The sequence below is a fragment of the Pandoraea pulmonicola genome (assembly GCF_000815105.2).
GTDB lineage: Bacteria > Pseudomonadota > Gammaproteobacteria > Burkholderiales > Burkholderiaceae > Pandoraea > Pandoraea pulmonicola.
Genome location: NZ_CP010310.2, coordinates 5,357,400 through 5,375,637 on the forward strand (window position 1 = coordinate 5,357,400; position 18,238 = coordinate 5,375,637).

Genomic DNA, 18,238 nt, shown 5'->3' on the forward strand with positions numbered 1-18,238 from the left:
GCCCGGCTTACTTCGCGCCGGCCGGCTTCACAGCGATCACTTCGATTTCCACCAGCCAGCCCGGGTCGACCAGGCGCGCCGCCTGCAGCACGGAGCGTGCCGGCAGGTTCTGGCCGTTCTTGTCGAAGAACTGGTAGTAGCCGTTCATGAAGCCACCGAAGTCCATCACGTTGTTCTTCGCGGGGTCGCCCACGAGGAATACCTGCATCTTCACCACGTCCTTCATGCCGAGATTCATGGTCGCGAGCAGGGCCTGAATCCGCTTGAGCACGCTCACGGTCTGCTGTTCCGTGTTGCCGTAGCCGCCGCCCTCGAGCTTCTCGGGAACCTGCCCGCTCAAATAGACCGTGGTGGCATTGGCCGGAACTTCGACAGCCAGAGCGAGCGGCCCCGGTGTTTTCGGCAGGTGGCGCACCACCTCCTGCGCGCCGGCCGCGTGCGTCCACCACATGGCGGCGCCCAGCGCCGCGATCTTCCACCAAGCATTTGCTGACATCGTCATATTGCTTCCTGAAGGTTGTTGAAACGATGGCGCGCGCGTGCCCACGCGCGCCGGATTCACCGACGCGTGACTGTCGCCGTGGCTTGCCGGGTACTGCTTCGAACCGGCGTGCCGCGTCATACCCCGCGGCACGCCGCGAACGTCAGTTGCCCTTGGTGCCGCCTTCCGCTTCCTTCGCCGCCACGGTCTTGCGCACGGCCGCGACCTGCTCGACCGTTACCGGAGCCGCGCTGTTGCCCCATTCGCCGCGAATGAAAGTCACGACCGCGGCGATCTGCGTGTCGTTGAGCGACGAATTGAACGTCGGCATGCCGCCGCGTCCGCCGATCACGGTCTCGACGACCTTGGCGGGATCCCCCAGCACGAACTTGGCGCCCTTGAGCGCGGGAAACGCGCCGGGAATACCCTGCCCGCCCGCCTGGTGGCAGGCGGCGCAGTTGTTGCCGAAAAGGGTTTTGCCCGAGGGCGTCTGCGCGTGCGAAATACCGGCCGCAAGTCCCAGCAACGCGATCGACCACAACTTTTTCATTGCCTCACTCCTATACTTTTCTTCTGACTGCCACTGACTTTGCTGCAAAAAACGAAAGTGCGAACTCGCTCGCCTCACGCGTTCAGGCGCGCGTGCAGCTGCTCGATCTGATACCAGGCCGACTCGATGGCGCCGGCCTGCCAGCCATTCAGGTGACTCATGTGCTCGCCGGCGAGGAGCGTGCGGCCCTCGCCCTTGAGCAGACGCGGATACGCGGTACGGCGGCCGGCTTCGCTCCAGTCCGCCCAGCCGCCGAGGTTGTACTTCACGCGATGCCACGCCACCGAGAACGACGACTCCGCCGAATCGCGGTACTGCCCCGGGAACACCTTTTCGCCGGCCGCCAGGCCGAAGTCGGTCCGATCCTTGAGCGACATCGCACTCACCTGCGCGGCCATCGCACCGAAGTTGTAGTAGGACAGCAGCGTGCCCTTCTTGCCCTGCCAGTTCGTGGAGGGCAGCGAGATCAGCGTGGCGCCCTTGATATCGGTCTGGATGTGACCGCCGTAGATGAAGTGGTCCTCTTCCCAGAAACGTCGCTTCATCTGCACGCCCAGCTTGCCGACCGGCTCGTAAGCAACCTGCATGGCGTCCTTGAAGCCATCGGAGAAGTCGGTGTCGATCTGCTTGAGCACCGACAGCGGAATCGTGCACAGACAGAAGTCGCCCTTGACGGTGCGCCCCGCGCCGGTGCGCGTATCCTTGCACTGCAGCACCACACCGCCGTCGGTGTTGCGCAGGCTCACGACTTCGGTGTTGTAGCGGATCATCTTCCTCGTGCGGCTCTCGAAGGCCTTTGCGATGTGGTCCATGCCGCCCACGGCCTGAAGCATCGTTTTCTGTTGCTCGATGTCGTTGGCCGAGCGATAGATGTTGCCCAGCTTCGACTTGAGCAGATCGCCGAACTGCAGCGGATCGGTGAGCACGCCGGCCTGCACGCCCGGGTAGGTCTTGTAGCCGCGCGCCGAGGTGCCCTTGTAGTCGAGATCCTTCTTGTTCAGGTAGCCCTCGTGCACGAGATAGTCGAGCAGCAGCGTCTTGTCGGCTTCGCTCAGTTGATCGTTGAGCTTGCCCGCGCGCAGTGTCTTGGCGAACAGCTCGTCGGTATAGCCGCGCATGTCGGCCTTGATCTCGAACTGGCGCAGGCGCTTGCCCGCGAGCGGGCCGTCGATGTTCTCCTTGTAGACGTAGGCGGCGTCGTTGTCGTTGTTGAAGAGCTCGAGCGGCACACCGAACTCGCGCGTGTAATGCAGCGTGGATTGCTGGCAGAACGGAATGCGCCACGGGCCGTGGTTGATGTATTGACCGTCGTCGAAGTTGCAGACCTGACGCTCGCCGCCCAGCTCCGTCAATTCGAAGCCGCGCCGTGCAGTCTGACAACGGCCGCCGGCGAAGCCGCGCGCTTCGATGATCTCGCACTGGTAGCCGAGCTTCGACAGTTCGTAAGCTGCCGTCATGCCCGCCAAACCGGCGCCGAGAATGACCACGCGCTTGCCGCGGCCGCTGCCCGACAGACGCGGGGGCGACGTGCGCACCGAAGCCAGGTCAACGCCCCATGCCTTCATCGTGGCCAGCATGAGACCGCTGCCGCCGATGGCCAGCGTGCGCATCAGGAAGTCCCGACGCCGCAGTCCGCCGCCCCCGCCTCCTGCTTCCGCCCCTGCGATCGAACCCATCGAACCGAACGTCTTACCCGTGGTGTGCTGCGCGTCTGACATGACTCTCCTCACTCGTGGATGATGCAACCTGTCGCAAATGCCAACGCCGTGCGCGCGATGTGCGAGGGCGCGCCACGGCCTTGCGGACGAGCGCAACCGTCTAGCGCACGCAGCGCTTCGGCGAACGAATACGGGGGAATGTGAGAAGGCTCAGGGCGAGTGGCCAGAGGACCGCATGATGTCTCCTTAAGCGCGAATTCCGGAGCGAGCTCGACGGTCTTGCGCCGTCGTAACGCCGGGTTCTTGTCTTCTCGTGAAACGTCACCCACCGAGCCGGCCGACCGCTGCTCCGGGGGGACGTGCGACCGGTCGAATGCGAAACACGCCGGCACTGCACTGCGGAGCCAATCCTGCTCAGGGGAATCGGGTATGCTTGCTCGCCTGCTGTGCTAGGTTTGCCCGCCACCATAACGACCATACTATATGCGTGTTATGGCTTCGGATATTAGCGTTACTACTTAGCGCTCGTATGCTTGGGGGTTGGTGCGATCAGCATCAGTGGCAGCGCCGCGGCGAGCGCGGCGCGCGAGGAATGGCGCAGCGACTCAGGAACTCAGGTCGCGCCGGCGTTCGCCAGTTCCCGGAAGTTCATCCAGTGCGAACTCACGAGCCAGCCCGCATCGACCGGCAGGCTCACGCCGGTAATCGCACTCGATTCGTCGCACATCAGAAAGCTCACCGCCGCGGCGATTTCATCGGTGCCGACGAGACGCCCCAGCGCCGAGTGCGCCTCGATGGCGGCCGCGCTGCGCTTGCCCGTGGCGAGCTTGTCTTCGAAGATCGGCGTGAGCGTGAAGCCGGGCGCGACGGCATTGACGCGAATGCCCGACGCTCCGAGCTCGCCCGCCGCGAGTTGGGTGAGCGCGCCCAATGCCACCTTCGCCGGGGAATAGGCGTGCAGCGGCAAAGGGCGCAACTCGTTGATCGAGGTGATGTTGACGACGGCTCCCGCACCGGCCCGCGTCATGAGCGGTGCGAAGGCGCGCAGGCAATGCTGCGCGCCGAAGTAATTGACCTCCCACACGCGGCGCTGCATGTCGTCGTCCATGGCAAGCATGGGCGTCACGTCCTGCAACACGCCTGCCACGTTCACCAGACCGGCGACACCGCCGCGCGCTTGCAGCGACGCAGCGAGTGCGTCCACAGCAGCGTGATCGGTCACGTCCAGCGCCGCCAGATGCATCCTCGCGTTCTCGGCGCGCTCGCCGAAAACATCGCGCAGACGCGTCAGGTCCAGGTCCGTCGCCACCACATGCCAGCCGTCATCGAACAAGCGATTGGCCACGGCCAGCCCGATACCACCGCTCGCTCCCGTCACGACAACGGCATGTCGTGCGTCACGCAATGCGTTCAGCGAAATGCGCCTGGGGCGAGCAGGGGAAGTGTTCATACACAGCGTCTCCGTCAGGTTGCGGCATCATTTTATTTTCTAAACCTTCCGTTTAGTTTATCCGCAAGCGCATCGGAGACGTCAAGCTTTTTTTGTCGGCGCCCGGGCACGCGTCGGTTTACCGCCACCCGCCCTGGACCCACGGGCGGTCTTCTTCGCCAGCGTGGGCACGGTGCCGTTCGGTCCGATCAGGCCTTGCATGACGAGGTCGACGTGCTCGCGCACGAAGGCGCGCGTGAGCGGTTTGTGCCCGACGAGCAGGCGGTAGTAGAGCGGTGCGTAGAGGATGTCGAGGACAACGTCGGGATCGCCTGGCTTGATCAGACCGCGCGCGATGGCGTCGCGCACGATCTCCACGCCCTGCTCGCGACGCGCCGAGACGTAGCCGTCGCGAAACGCCTGTGCGATCTCCGGATCGGACTGGCCTTCGGCGATCAGGGCGCTGATCATCGCGCCCATCGGCCCGCAGAATTCTTCCGCCATCTTGAGCAGTCGCGAGAAGATACTGTCGAGCTGCAACTCCTCCGGATACGGCAGCGCCTGCCCGGCCTCGCGCAGGAACGCCGTCATGATGACGGACGCGCGATTGGGCCACCACTTGTAGATGGTCGCCTTGCTCACGCCGGCGGCAGTGGCGATGGCCTCCATGGTCGTGGCGTGCAACCCCTGTTCGAGCAGCAGACGGTAAGCGGCGTCGAGCACGGCGCGCTCCGCTTCGACGCTGCGCTTGCGACCGCGCCGGCCTGGCGGGGGAGATTCGGGATTCGACTGACTTGACATTCGTGGCGCCCAGACAAATACTAAACTAAACGTTTAGTTCATAAATAACGTTACCGCCTTGCCGGACAGGATGCAAATATCCGGTGGCCTTGCCGGCAAGCGGTGCGTTGGCTCGGAGAACGGAATGCTGAAGTCTGACACAGTTTTTTCCTCCTTTGATCTGCCGGCGGCGGAGGTCATCGAGGACACCGGCGTCACACCGGCCGAACGGCGCGTGCGCGAGGACCTCGCCGCCGCGTATCGTCTGTGCGCGCGCAACGGCTGGGACGATCTCATCTACACGCACCTGTCGGCGCGCGTGCCCGGGCCGTCGCATCACTTTCTCGTCAACCCGCTCGGGCTGTCGTTCGACGAGATCACGGCGTCGAATCTGGTGAAGATCGATCTGGACGGACGCGTCGTGGGGCATTCGCCGTATCGCCCGAACGCGGCGGGCTTCGTCATTCACGGCTGCATTCATGCGGCGCGCGAGGACGCCACCTGTGTAATGCATCTGCATACCGAAGCCGGCATGGCGCTGTCCACGCTGGAGGAAGGGCTGCTGCCGATCACGCAGCACGCCATGCGCTTCGTGGGACGGCTCGGTTATCACGACTACGAGGGCATTGCGCTGACCATCGACGAACGCGACCGGTTGCTCGCCGACCTCGGCGACAACGCGGCGCTGATCCTGCGCAACCACGGCACCCTGACCGTCGGACGCTCGGTCGGTCACGCGTTCGTTGAAATGTTCTATCTCGAAAAAGCGGCGCGCGCTCAGTTGCTCGCGCAAAGCACGGGCGCCGCGCTGCGCACGCCGCCGCGCGAAATCGCCGAGTTGACCGCGCATCAGTGGGTGACCGACCTGCGCGGCTCGGGCGACCGGGAATGGCCGTCGCTGCTGCGTCAGTTGGAGCGCGACGGTCACGATTACAAGCAGTGACCGGACCATCGCCGACGGGGTCGATGGAAGATCGATCGGCAGCCGGGCCGTAGCGACGCGCAGCCGCGCGGGAAAGCAGTGGGTCGTAATACAGCTGTGCAGTTTGTGCAGTTGCGAATTTGCGAAGTTGCATCAGGTAGTTCGTATCATGCAGCAGGTAGTCGTCAGCATCCAGAATCAGAACCATGACGGAGACACCCCTTGAACCCGACCATCGCATCACAGGCGAGCCAGCCGGTGGCCGGCGGCGATAACGCCGCCGCCCTCGACTCGCGCATTGCGCAGGAGACCATCGGCCAGCTGTTTCGCCGCATCCTGCCCTTCCTTATCCTCTGCTACATCGTGGCGTTCCTCGATCGCGTGAACGTCGGTTTCGCGGCCCTGCACATGAACGGCGACCTCGGCTTCACGGCCACCGTCTACGGCTTCGGCGCGGGGATCTTCTCCATCGGCTACTTCGTGTTCGAGGTGCCCAGCAACCTGATTCTCCATCGCGTGGGTGCACGCGTCTGGATTGCACGAATCATGGTGACGTGGGGCATCGTATCGGCCGGCTTTGCGTTCGTATCGGGCGAGACGTCGTTCTACGTCATGCGTTTCCTGCTGGGCGTGGCCGAAGCCGGGTTCTTCCCGGGCATCGTGCTGTACCTGAGCCTCTGGTTCCCCGGACGGGCGATGGCGCGTGCGACCGCGATCTTCATTCTCGGCCTGCCGCTGGCGGTGCTCATCGGCGCGCCGCTCTCGACGGCGATCCTCACGTCGTTCCACGAATTCGCCGGGCTGCGCGGCTGGCAATGGATGTTCCTGCTCGAAGGCGGCCTCGCCGTGGTGGTCGGCGTGATCGCCTACTTCGTGCTGGGCAACTCGCCGGACAAGGCCGGTTGGCTCAGCGAGTCGCAGCGCGAATGGCTCGTACGCACGCTGGCGCAGGAGCGCGCCGCGAAGGAACGGACGCGCCAGTACGGCGTGATGGAGACGCTGCTCTCCGGCAAGGTGTTGCTGCTGGCGTTCGCGATCTTCTGCAACATCACGGCGCTGTTCGGCATCACGCTGTGGATGCCCCAGATCATCAAGGGCATCGGTGGCCTGGACAACACGCGGGCCGGGCTGCTCAGCGCGGTGCCGTACGTGTGCGCCGGCATCGCGATGGTCGTCAACGCAAGGCATTCGGACAGGACCGGCGAACGCCGGTGGCACATCCTGGTGCCCGCGGCCATCGGCGCCGTCGGACTGGTGATGGCGGGCAATGCCGCGTCGCCCTACGTCGGCATCCTCGGCCTGTGCATCGCCGCGGCCGGCATTCTCGCGTCGAACATCCTGTTCTGGCCGCTGACGCCCATGTTCCTCACGGGCGCCGCGGCGGCGGCCGGGATCGGTCTCGTGAACTCCGTCGGCAACCTGGGCGGCTTCGTCGGTCCCTATCTGACCGGCTGGGCCAAGGACACCTTCGAGGGCTACGGCGCGAGCATGACCACGCTCGGCGTCATGGTGCTGGCCTACGGTCTGCTGCTCTTCGTGTTCCTGACCATGACCACGCGGCATGCGATCGGCGCCGGCACTGCCGCCACCACCGGGGCGGCACGGCCGGCGTCTCACTGACGTCACAAGTTCGCCGCGCGGCCGAATCGTGCAGTCCGGCCGCGCCCACCTCCCCCACGCTTTCTCCACGCTTTCACCGGGTGTCGGGCGCCGTGCTGCGCGCGGCTTCGCGACATCGTGACACCGCTCTTCGCCATGAACATTGCCAACACGCTCGCTCGCGCGGCCCAGCGCCATCCCACCCACATCGCCACCTATCTCGGGGCTTCGCCGCGGCATGACTACGCCACGCTTGCGCGCCGCTGCGCCGGCATCGCCCAAGGTCTGCGCGAAATGGGGCTTGCCGAGGGTGCGCGCGTGGCGCTGTGGATGCGCAACCGTCCCGACTACCTCGAATGGCTTTATGCCATCTGGTGGGCCGGCCTCGTCGCCGTGCCCATCAACGCGAAGCTGCATCCGCGCGAGGCGGCATTCATCGTTGACGACTCGCAGGCCGCACTGGTGCTGGCCGAAGCCGACGATCTCGACGCGCTGGGCGCATTCGTGCCCGATGAAGTGAAGCGCATCACGCCGGACGACGCACCGATTGCCGCCTGGGAGGCGGCGCCGGCGGACGCGCTCCGTTCGCGCGACAACGACGATCTGGCGTGGATTTTCTACACGTCGGGCACGACGGGACGCCCCAAAGGCGTGATGCTGTCGCATCGCAACCTGTGGTCGATGGCGGCGTGCTATCTGACCGACGTCGATCCGGTCGGGCGCGGCGATCGCACGCTCTACGCCGCACCGATGTCGCACGGCGCCGGTCTCTATAGCGTCGTCTTCATGATGCAGGCGGCCGCGCACGTGTTTCCCGTCTCCGGCGGGTTCGACGCCGAAGAGATGTTCGCGCTGGCGAACGCACTCGGAAACCTCTCGTGCTTTGCCGCGCCGACAATGGTGAACCGGCTGGTTCGGTACGTGCAGGCGTGCGGCGTATCGTCGGCGGGCTTCAAGACCATCGTGTACGGCGGCGGACCATGTATGCCGCCGATATCGAACGCGCCCTGTCGGCGATGGGGCCGAAGTTCGTTCAGATCTACGGACAGGGCGAGTCGCCAATGACGATCACCGTGCTGCCGCGCGACGAGATCGCCGCGACGTCCCATCCGCGCTGGGCTCAGCGCCTCGCCTCGGTCGGGCACGCGCACGCCATGGTGGAGGTCAGTGTGGCGGACGACGCGGGTCGTCCGGTGCCGACGGGCACGCCCGGCGAGGTACTGGTGCGGGGCGACGTCGTGATGCAGGGCTACTGGCGCAATCCGGAGGCGACGGCGAAGACCTTGCGCGACGGATGGCTGTGGACTGGCGACATCGGGATACTCGACGACGACGGCTTTCTCACCCTCAAGGACCGGTCGAAGGACGTCATCATCTCGGGCGGCACGAACATCTATCCACGCGAGGTGGAGGAAGTCCTGCTGCGCGCCGAGGGCGTATCGGAAGTGGCGGTGATCGGCGAGCCCGATCCGGAATGGGGTGAGGTCGTGGTGGCCTATGTCGTCTGCGCGCCCGGTGCGGCGTTCGACAGCACGGCGCTCGACGCCCATTGCCTTGCGCACATCGCCCGATTCAAACGGCCCAAGCGTTACGTGAGTGTGCAATCGCTTCCGAAAAATCATTACGGCAAGGTGCTGAAGACCGCGCTGCGCGAAACGAAGCGTTGAGTGAAGACACACTTCGACCCACCCGCATGCGCCTTGCATGCCTCACATCGCCCCTGTCAAATTCGACAGGATGACGGCGCAATGGATTGACTGCGCACAATTAGTACTCCAGTATTCCGCACACTCGCGCCCGTCGTCACGGGCGCGTCACGGTGGAATACAACTATATGAAAGCTGGCGGATTCCTTTTCCGTCTTGCCATCGTCTTGATGATGGCCGTCTCGGGGCACGCAGCGGCCCAGGTGACCGACAAGACAGTCACGTTTGCAGGTGCGGCCTATGGCGGGGACGCCGCCAGCATCGACAAGCGCTTCCCCTACTCGCGCGCCTACGAGGCCGGACTGAAGGCGTCCGGCGACTCGCCGTACAAGCGTCTGCTGGCGGCCGTCAATCAGAGCCCGCCACAACACTTCAAGCTCACCACCGGCCCGATCGACCAGCTCAAGGGACGCGATCAGGCGCTTGTCGTGTCGCTCGTCGTGAATTCGGAGACGGTGTCCGTCGAACGATTCGGTGCGATTCGCAAACTGTTCGTTCTGCTGCGCGGCCAGGTGCTGTTCTTCGATTTCAAGTCGATGACCGTGCTGCGCTCCTATCCGGTGAGCTTCGGCTATGTCGACAATCTCGATCACGAGCCGACACGCGCCGAAGTGCTGGCGCGCGTGCGCATGGTCTACGAGGGCGCCGGCGACAAACCGGGCCTGTACACGCGCTTCGCCTCGGCGGTGAGCGCGGCGCAGTTGCCGGACCAGGCACCGCGCTACCTGCAGGTCACGCACGTGGACGTCACGCCCGAGGCGGCCGCCGTACTGCCCGAGTACCTCAACGCAACGCCGGGGGCGGCACAGACGTGGGTCGCCGACATGGTCAGCGAAGCGATCTCCACGCGCGTCGGCGTGCCCGTCGTCCCGTACTCCAAGGGCTACGCGATCGGCAACGTGATGTCGATGCAGGTCATGGACGGCACGGTCTTCAATCTGAAGCTGCCCCAGCCCGATTACGAAATCGACGTTTCGCTCAAGAACTTCAAGAAGATCAAGTACAGCGAAAACGCGGTCGGCACCGCCTATATCTATGGCAGCTACGCGGACATCTCCATTCGCGAGCCGCTGACCAATGCGACCTACCTCAATACCTCGCTCAAGAACGGCGAGGTGAAGCCGGTGCCGGCGTCGCAGACGTGGGTGGACGACTTCCCCGCGTACTACGACTCGGTCAACGGTCTGTTCGTGAAGCTTTCCGAGTCCATTGCCGGAAAGGACACGTCATGGGTGAAGTCCGCTGCGTCGGCGTCGGACATCTCGTCACAACTCGACAAGACGATGGGACTGATGAAGCTATGCAAGTGATGAAGAAACTGATTTTGCTGTTCGCGGCCGCGATGTTCGCGTCGACGGCGGCAGCCCAGGTGCAGCAGGCCCGCGGCAAGGCGACCGTGACGTACGAGGGCTGGTCGATTTCACGCGAGGACAAGGCGCGTGCCCTGTCCGCCGCCCAGATGAAGGCCGTGGAGTTCTACTACGCCGAAGCGGGCGAAGCCGAATCGGAGAACTTCGACGCCATCCGCCAGAAGATTCTTGCCGAACCGGACCGCTACATTCTCGACTCGACGATCCTCGCCGAAGACGAGAACTCGGACAAGAAGCAATACACGGTGGCGGTGCGCGTGTCGCTCAACGTGGCCAATCTGCGCCTTGCCGTGAAATCGAACTCCGCCGTCGCCAAGGGCGGCCCCGCCGGGCGCTCCCCGCTCGCCTTCATCTTCGTCTCGCGCGAAGTCGGCACGTCGCGCGCCTATGACGACCGGGTGTACAAACGCGTCGACGGCAAGGTCGACGTCAAGGGTCAGGTCAACGTCTCGGAGCAAGGCACCGAGGGCGAGAACATTCGCGGCAACCAGGTCGGCACCCATGCGTCGTCCAGCACGAAGATGTCGGCCTCGATGCAGCGTTCGGCATCGATCGAAACCGGCGGCAGCACCACCCGTCGCGCGACCGATACGACCTACCGTCTGATTCCGAGCGCGAACCTGTCGCAGGTGTTCACGTCGACGTTTGCCAAGGCCGGCTTCAAGGTCAACGAAGCCGCGCTGGTCGAGCCGTACACCGGCGGTCAGTTCAAGGTCGCCAACGTCGAAAACGACTACAAGACCGGCATGGATCTGAAGCCTGCCACGCTCGCGTCGATGGTCTCGGGCATGCGCGTCGCACGCATGGCGTACATCGCGCTGGGCACGCTCGACGTCGGCCTGGCCGATCGCGATCCGAACTCCGGACTGATGCGCGTGGCCGTCACGGTCAACGCGAAACTGCTCGACATCGGCCAGACGATCCCCGACACCATCGCCTCTGTCGGCCCCGTGCAGTACGCCGGCACCGGCCCGACCGAAGACGAAGCACGCACGAATGCGCTGCGTCTGGCCGCCAACAACGCCTCGCGCGAATTGACCAGCCAGATCACCAATCTCAGTTTGCGTTAATTGCACGACTTACCCTCCCTCCTGAAGAAGAGAAAGCAGATCATGAAGAAAATCATCGCTTGTGCCGTCGCCGCCGCTCTGGTCGGCGCCTCCGGTGCCTCGTTCGCTCAACTGGGCGGCCTGACCAGCCTCGTGGGCGGTGGCAGCAAGTCGAGCGAAGGCTCGGCCGATCTTTCCGGCCAGCAAGCGGCCCTGGTGAAGAACTACGTCGCCGCCAACGTCGACGTGCTCAACGCCAACGCCAAGATGGGCGAAGCGCTGGGCCTGAAGACGCAGGCCGAACAGGCCGAAGCCGTGATCGCGCAACTGAAGTCGGGCGCCACCGACGACAAGGCCGCGGCGTCGAAGGCTGCCACGGCCGTGGGCGACACGAGCGGCGCCATCGCGGCCAAGCTCAAGGAAAAGCCGGTGCTCGACGATGCATCGAAGAAGACCTTCGCGCAGGGCCTCGGCCATCTGGCGCTCGGCCTGGTGCACTACGTCGGCATGCGTAACGACGTCACGTCGATGGGCAACAACATGAAGAGCGCCTCGCCGATGGCGCTGACTTCGCTGGGCGGCGCCGCTTACGTGGTGTCGAACTTCCCGGGCTCGGTGACCGAAGCCGGCAAGGCACTCAAGAACGCCGTCGACTTCGCACGCAGCAATGGCATCGAAGTGCCGTCGGACGCCACCAAGGCACTCGCCGCGCTGTAAGCCGGACCACAGAACAACGACATGATGCGTAACTCGCTCACGGGGGCCCTCGCGGCCCTCTTTTTTATTGCCGGCTGCTCGCAAAAGGCAGCCGAGCCGCCCCAAGCCACCGCCTCCGCGCCGAGCGCCGCGGCGCCGGTCCCCGATGTGGGCAAGGTCGAGTCGGAGAAGACGACCGCCACCGGTTTCGGCAATACGGCCGGAGAAGCCATGCTCGAGGCCATGAAGGTCGCGCTCCTGCAGGTCAACGGCGCCGTCATGCAGTCGGAGAGCGTGGCGGCCAAGTATGGGCTCGACGTCAGTCTCAATCAGGACTCGGCGTCGCTGCGCGCAAGCGCTTTCGCCGAAGTGGTGGCGCAGCGCTCGGGCGGCGTCATTCAACGTTTGCGCGTGGTGAGTCTCGACGAACCGGGAGTGTTGACGAAGCGCTACAAGGCCACCATCGAGGCCGACATCGCGAAGTTCAAACCGTCGGCCGACATGCAGAAGCTCAAGGTCGTGGTCGGCCCCGTCGTGTTCGCACAGGCGACGCTGCCGATGGGCGACGCCAGCGTGCCGTCGCGCCAGGTCGCGGCAACGCTGCGCCAACGCGTGAGCGACGCTCTCGTGCAGACGGGCCGCTTCGCCGTGCTCGATCGCGAGATGAGCCCCGAGATCGAGCAGGAGCTCGACATGATCACGTCCGGCCAGGCGCCGAGCGCCGAACTGGCGAAGCTCTCCCAGGCCGCGAGCGCCGACCTCGTGTGGAGTGCGCGTGTGAGCGCGTTCAACTACACGCGGCATGCGCGTCAGTTGCGCACCAGCGATCGCGAGCTCGTGAGTTATTCGGGCGGTTGGGCACTGTCGCAGAAGATGGTGAACGTGGCGACGCGCCAGGTCTCGGCCGCAAGCAGCCTGAGCGCCACGCTGCCGGCAACGGCACCGACGACGCTCGGCACCGGCGTGGACAGCCAGCGCATTCTGACCGACATGACCGACCAGGCCAGCAAGGCCATCGTCAGCGCCATCCTGCAGGCGACGTTCCCGATCACGGTCATCTCGCGCGACGACACCAACGTGGTGGTCAGCCAGGGCGGTCAGGCGTTGCGCGAAGGCGGCCGCTACGCGGTCGTCGCGCTGGGCAACGAGTTCAAGGATCCGCAAACGGGGCAAAGTCTCGGACGCGCCGAGAACCCGTGCTGCGAACTGGTGGTCGAGCGGGTGACGCAGAATCTCTCGTATGGCCACCTCGACAACGTTCGCGGCAATCTGAATCTCGATACGCTGCCGATCGCCGGACTCCAGGTGCGCGGCGAGATCGCGGGCAAGCCGGCACAGGCGAGCGCCCGCGGCGATACCCAGGTCGCGGCGCAAGGCTCGCAACCGGCGCCGGCCGCGAAGGCCCCCAGGAAGAGCGCACCATCGGGCGGCGGCCAGGCCGCCCCGGCGAGCGCCCAGGACGACAAGTGGTAAACCGTCTGCGCGCCTAGTCCGAGTCGATGCGTTGAGAACCGCCGCCCCGCCAGGGACGGCGGTTTTCTTTTTTTGACTGTCCGGTCGACGCAACGGTGTTGCCTTCCCCAGCCTCGCCCTATCGCTCTATCGCCCTATTGCCCTCACGCGAACATCACGCGACGCGAGTAGAATCCGCATCGCGCGGCAGCATGCCGCAGCCTTTGACGGGACATCCTCATGAAGACAATCGTTGCGCTGGCGTTGATGGTCACCGCGAGCTGGGCGCATGCCGAGAAGATCGGCGACGTCAGCACCGCATTCAAGCTGTTGGGACCGGATCACAAGATCGTCGTGGACGCCTACGACGACCCGAAGGTGCAGGGCATCACGTGCTACGTTTCACGCGCCAAGACAGGCGGCATCAAGGGCATGGTCGGGCTGGCCGAGGACAAGGCGGAAGCGTCGATCGCCTGCCGTCAGGTGGGACCGGTCGCCTTCGGCAAACCGCTTCCCCAGGAAGAGGAAGTCTTCTCGGAAGGTCTGTCGCCGCTCTTCAAGAAACTGCGCGTCGTGCGCATGGTCGACAAGGCGCGCAACACGCTCGTCTACCTGACGTATTCCGACAAGCTCATCGACGGTTCGCCCCAGAACAGCGTGACCGCCGTGCCCATCGACCGCGCCACGCCGATTCCCTCGAAATAGTCGCCGACCGGCGGGAGTCAGGCGCGCAGCAAACCGAATCGCTTCAGCTTCCGGTAGAGCGTGTTGCGGCTCACGCCGAGCTTGCGGGCCGCGGCGCTCACCTGCCCCTGGCAGGCGTCGAGCGCCGCGCGCAGCGCCTGACGTTCGGCCAGTTCCAGCGGCGCATCCGCGCTCACCGTCGGCGCGTCGGTCCCCGGCGGCGAGGCATCGGCCTCGCGCAATTCGTCCGGCAGATCCTCCAGCGTGACGACACCGCTCTCGCAAAGCGCCACGAGCGTGCGGATGACGCTGCGCATCTGACGCACGTTGCCCGGCCAGGCATAGGCACACAGCCGATCCTGTACCGCTGGCGTCACACTGAGCGAGCCGTCCGTCCGCGCCTGTGACAACAACCGTTGAATCAGGTCGATCTTGTCCTCGCGCTCGCGCAATGGCGGTATGTTGACCTCCAGACCGCTCAGCCGGTAGAACAGATCCTCGCGGAATTGCCGCTCCGCGATGCGTTCCGACAAATCGCGATGCGTCGCGCTGAGAATGCGGATGTCGAGCGGCACCGGCTCGCCGCCGCCCAGTGGCACCACCATCCGCTCCTCCAGCACGCGCAGCAGCCGCGTCTGCATGGCGAACGGCATATCGCCGATCTCGTCGAGAAATAACGTGCCGCCGTTGGCCTGCCACAGCTTGCCGTTCATCCCCTCCTTGCGCGCCCCGGTGAAGCTGCCGCCGACGTAGCCGAACAACTCGCTCTCGATCAGCGATTCGGGAATCGCCGCGCAATTGAGGGCGACGAACGGGCCGTTCGCGCGAGCACTCGCCGCATGCACCGCGCGCGCGAAGACTTCCTTGCCACTGCCGGTTTCCCCGCGGATGAGTACGGGAACGTCGTGCGCGAATACGCGGCAGGCGCGCGAAAACGCTTGCGCGAGCGCCGGGTCCGCAAACGGTTTCGCCACCGCTTGCGCCGCGGCGTCCGGGAGACCGTCGGTGCGACGCGTCGCACGGATTGCCGCACGCGCGGGCGCTCGCACCATGGCGAGCAACAGTTCGCTCGTGTGGGTGCGAATCGGCCAGCAGGTGCTCGGTGCGGGATGTCCTTGCGCGAAGAGAGAATCGAGCGTGGGCGCGAACCATCGATCGATGCGCGAGCCGACGATCTCGTCGCGCGCGATGCCAAGACGATTGAGGGCGCTCTGGTTCGCGGCGAGCACGCGTCCCGTGTCGTCGAAGGCGATCAGCGCCTGCGCGAAACCGCCGAGGTGATCCGCCTGCTCCTGCAATTGCAGCAGCCACTCGTCGCGATATTGCTGAAAGAAATACTCGCTCTCCACGACCTTGGCGCTGAGATTCACGAGGGCGAGCGTATGGAACTGGCTCTGCCGGGTGACGTCGGCGCTCGTGGACGACACGTCGATGACGGCGAGCAATTCGCCCTGCGGCGCGAACACCGGACTCGCGGTACAGGTGAGCGGCGTGTGCAGCGCACGGAAGTGATCCTGCTGGCAAATGATCACCGGCGCGCGTTCGACCACGCAAGTGCCGATACCGTTGGTGCCTTCGCACGACTCGCTCCAGTCCGCCCCCGGCCACAGGCCGGCGCGATGAAACGCATCGCGCGAGCGCTCGTGCAGGCGCGAATCGACGATCACGCCGTCGGGGCCGGTGAGCAGCACGGCCTGGTCGGGATGCGTCAGTTGGCGTTGCAGGCGTTCGAGCACGGGCATCGACACGTGACGCAGACGTTCCATGGCATTGCGCCGCTCGCGAAGTTGCGTCGACTCGAGCACGCGTGGCGCCATGCGTGCGCCCGGGTCGAGCGCATGCTCGTCGAAGCAGCGGCGCCACGAACTGGCGATGTTCGGGTCCGTCGCCGCGACGGCAGACGTCATGTCGCCCTGAACAACGTTCAACACGCGGCGTGCGTGCGCGAATTCTGGAGTCGCTGGCATTGGTCGTCTCCCCCTGCCGGATGGTCTCGTAGTCGTTCCCCGAAGCATCTCCCATGCCGGGGAGGAACGCAATGCGGGAAATCAATCGCGCAGCGCGCGGCGATTGCCTGTCTCACGCCTGGGACAGGCGGTGTCACGGGTGGTGACACACCTGTCACGGATTCGATACACGTTGCTTGCCCGCATGCAGCGGCGATGTCCGTCCAGACGGCATTCGGCGCGGGTGGCCCGCGAATTGCTTACCGGTCTCGCGTGGCCGATGCGCCACCGACACGACAATATCCGGAGACACGACATGCGATACGCCCCACCCGGCACGCCCGGTGCCCTGCTGTCCCTGCAACCCCGTTACGAAAACTACATCGGCGGCAAGTTCGTCCCGCCGGTGGAAGGACGCTACTTCACCAATACGTCGCCGGTCACCGGAGGCGTCATCGGGGAGTTTCCCCGCTCCGGCAGCGCCGACATCGAACTGGCCCTCGACGCGGCGCACGCGGCGGCGGCCAAGTGGGGCAGGACGTCGGTGCAGGCACGCTCGCGCATTCTGTTGCAGATCGCCGATCGCCTCGAAGACCATCTCGAGCGCTTCGCCGTGGCCGAGACGTGGGACAACGGCAAGGCGGTGCGTGAAACGCTCGCCGCCGACCTGCCTCTCGCCATCGATCATTTCCGCTACTTCGCCGGCTGCATCCGTGCGCAGGAAGGCACGGCGGCGGAGATCGACGAGCACACCGCGGCCTATCATTTCCACGAACCGCTGGGTGTCGTCGGTCAGATCATTCCGTGGAATTTCCCCTTGCTGATGGCCGCGTGGAAGCTCGCGCCGGCGCTCGCGGCAGGCAACTGCGTGGTGCTCAAACCGGCCGAGCAGACGCCGCTGACGATCACGCTGTTCGCCGAGTTGGTCGGCGATCTGCTGCCCCCGGGCGTACTCAACATCGTCCAGGGTTATGGCAGAGAAGCCGGCGAAGCGCTCGCCACAAGCCGCCGCATCGCGAAGATCGCCTTCACGGGATCGACGCCCGTGGGCGGACAGATCCTGTCCAAGGCCGCGGCCAACCTGATTCCAAGCACGGTGGAACTCGGCGGCAAGTCGCCGAACCTCTTCTTCGACGACATCATGCGCGCCGAGCCGGAATTCATCGAGAAGGCCGCCGAGGGGCTCGTGCTGGGCTTCCTGAACCAGGGCGAAGTGTGTACGTGTCCGTCGCGCGCACTCGTGCAGGAGTCGATCTACGAACCGTTCATGGAGGTCGTGATGGCGCGCGTGGCGCGCATCAAGCGCGGCGATCCGCTGGACACGGAAACGGCAGTCGGCGCGCAGGCATCGCAGCAGCAGTTCGACAAGATCCTCACGTATCTCGATCTCGCTCGCAAGGAAGGCGCGCAGGTGCTCACCGGCGGCGGCATCGAGAAGCTGGACGGTCCGCTCGCCTCGGGCTTCTACATCCAGCCCACGCTGCTCAAGGGCGAGAATCGCATGCGCGTGTTCCAGGAAGAGATCTTCGGGCCGGTCGTCGGCGTGACGACGTTCCGCGACGAAGCCGAAGCGCTGGCGATCGCCAACGACACCGAGTTCGGTCTTGGCGCGGGCGTGTGGTCCCGCGACATCAATCGCGCCTATCGCGTTGGCCGTGCGATCCAGGCCGGGCGAGTATGGACGAACTGCTATCACCTTTATCCGGCGCATGCGGCCTTCGGCGGCTACAAGAAGTCCGGCATTGGTCGCGAGACGCACAAGATGATGCTCGATCACTATCAGCAAACGAAGAACCTGCTGGTGAGCTACGACACCCATCCGCTCGGCTTTTTCTGAGCGCCCCTTCTTCACCCTCCACCCTCTATTCGACACCGAGTTTGCAGCAGGTCAAGGACGTATCGCGCTTCGGGTGCGA

At 65.2% G+C, this 18,238-nt stretch carries 15 protein-coding genes and 1 pseudogene; 10 read left to right on the forward strand and 6 right to left on the reverse strand.

Going from position 1 to position 18,238, the window contains the following annotated elements; all coding sequences use genetic code 11:
• Positions 1 to 7: 7 nt before the first annotated feature.
• From RO07_RS23090 to RO07_RS23110, 5 genes are all read right to left on the reverse strand, one after another.
• Positions 8 to 496, reverse strand: a complete 489-nt coding sequence (locus RO07_RS23090) for a RidA family protein (protein ID WP_039413435.1) — start codon at positions 494 to 496, stop codon at positions 8 to 10.
• 148 nt (positions 497 to 644) lie between these two features.
• The gene (locus RO07_RS23095) at positions 645 to 1,031 is read right to left on the reverse strand and encodes a c-type cytochrome (protein WP_039406172.1); all 387 of its coding nucleotides are present in this window, start codon (positions 1,029 to 1,031) and stop codon (positions 645 to 647) included.
• 74 nt (positions 1,032 to 1,105) lie between these two features.
• Positions 1,106 to 2,749, reverse strand: a complete 1,644-nt coding sequence (locus tag RO07_RS23100; protein ID WP_237171330.1) for a flavin monoamine oxidase family protein — start codon at positions 2,747 to 2,749, stop codon at positions 1,106 to 1,108.
• Between the two features lie 553 nt (positions 2,750 to 3,302).
• Positions 3,303 to 4,139: an SDR family NAD(P)-dependent oxidoreductase gene (locus RO07_RS23105; protein WP_052266835.1), complete on the reverse strand. Its 837-nt coding sequence runs from the start codon at positions 4,137 to 4,139 to the stop codon at positions 3,303 to 3,305.
• A gap of 81 nt (positions 4,140 to 4,220) precedes the next feature.
• Positions 4,221 to 4,919, reverse strand: a complete 699-nt coding sequence (locus tag RO07_RS23110; RefSeq protein WP_052266836.1) for a TetR/AcrR family transcriptional regulator — start codon at positions 4,917 to 4,919, stop codon at positions 4,221 to 4,223.
• Positions 4,920 to 5,043: 124 nt separating this feature from the next.
• On the opposite strand from RO07_RS23110, the gene RO07_RS23115 reads away from it, so the two are divergent.
• From RO07_RS23115 to RO07_RS23150, 9 genes and pseudogenes are all read left to right on the forward strand, one after another.
• Positions 5,044 to 5,841 carry a class II aldolase/adducin family protein gene (locus RO07_RS23115; RefSeq protein WP_039406174.1) on the forward strand — a complete coding sequence of 266 codons (798 nt, stop codon included), beginning with the start codon at positions 5,044 to 5,046 and terminating at the stop codon, positions 5,839 to 5,841.
• A 201-nt stretch (positions 5,842 to 6,042) separates the two neighbouring features.
• Positions 6,043 to 7,440, forward strand: a complete 1,398-nt coding sequence (locus RO07_RS23120; protein ID WP_052266837.1) for an MFS transporter — start codon at positions 6,043 to 6,045, stop codon at positions 7,438 to 7,440.
• A 135-nt stretch (positions 7,441 to 7,575) separates the two neighbouring features.
• Positions 7,576 to 8,615, forward strand: a pseudogene (locus RO07_RS23125) (AMP-binding protein); the annotation flags it as partial.
• A gap of 45 nt (positions 8,616 to 8,660) precedes the next feature.
• Positions 8,661 to 9,086: a class I adenylate-forming enzyme family protein gene (locus tag RO07_RS26820; protein ID WP_335645820.1), complete on the forward strand. Its 426-nt coding sequence runs from the start codon at positions 8,661 to 8,663 to the stop codon at positions 9,084 to 9,086.
• A 167-nt stretch (positions 9,087 to 9,253) separates the two neighbouring features.
• The gene (locus RO07_RS23130; protein ID WP_039406176.1) at positions 9,254 to 10,435 is read left to right on the forward strand and encodes a hypothetical protein; all 1,182 of its coding nucleotides are present in this window, start codon (positions 9,254 to 9,256) and stop codon (positions 10,433 to 10,435) included.
• Entirely contained in the window at positions 10,435 to 11,565 is a 1,131-nt protein-coding gene (locus RO07_RS23135) for a hypothetical protein (protein ID WP_237171331.1), read from the forward strand. The genes RO07_RS23130 and RO07_RS23135 overlap by 1 nt, the downstream gene beginning before the upstream one ends.
• A gap of 42 nt (positions 11,566 to 11,607) precedes the next feature.
• On the forward strand, positions 11,608 to 12,261 hold the full coding sequence (locus tag RO07_RS23140; protein ID WP_039406180.1) for a hypothetical protein: 654 nt from the start codon (positions 11,608 to 11,610) through the stop codon (positions 12,259 to 12,261).
• 21 nt (positions 12,262 to 12,282) lie between these two features.
• The gene (locus tag RO07_RS23145; protein ID WP_052266838.1) at positions 12,283 to 13,713 is read left to right on the forward strand and encodes a CsgG/HfaB family protein; all 1,431 of its coding nucleotides are present in this window, start codon (positions 12,283 to 12,285) and stop codon (positions 13,711 to 13,713) included.
• 219 nt (positions 13,714 to 13,932) lie between these two features.
• Complete coding sequence (locus RO07_RS23150; RefSeq protein ID WP_039406182.1) at positions 13,933 to 14,397, forward strand: CreA family protein; 465 nt, start codon at positions 13,933 to 13,935, stop codon at positions 14,395 to 14,397.
• A gap of 17 nt (positions 14,398 to 14,414) precedes the next feature.
• Here the strand turns inward: RO07_RS23150 and RO07_RS23155 are convergent, their stop codons facing one another.
• Positions 14,415 to 16,343, reverse strand: coding sequence for a sigma-54-dependent Fis family transcriptional regulator (locus RO07_RS23155; protein WP_039406185.1), 1,929 nt, complete (start codon positions 16,341 to 16,343; stop codon positions 14,415 to 14,417).
• Positions 16,344 to 16,638: 295 nt separating this feature from the next.
• On the opposite strand from RO07_RS23155, the gene exaC reads away from it, so the two are divergent.
• The gene (gene exaC, locus RO07_RS23160) at positions 16,639 to 18,159 is read left to right on the forward strand and encodes an acetaldehyde dehydrogenase ExaC (RefSeq protein ID WP_039406187.1); all 1,521 of its coding nucleotides are present in this window, start codon (positions 16,639 to 16,641) and stop codon (positions 18,157 to 18,159) included.
• The last annotated feature ends 79 nt before the right edge of the window (positions 18,160 to 18,238 follow it).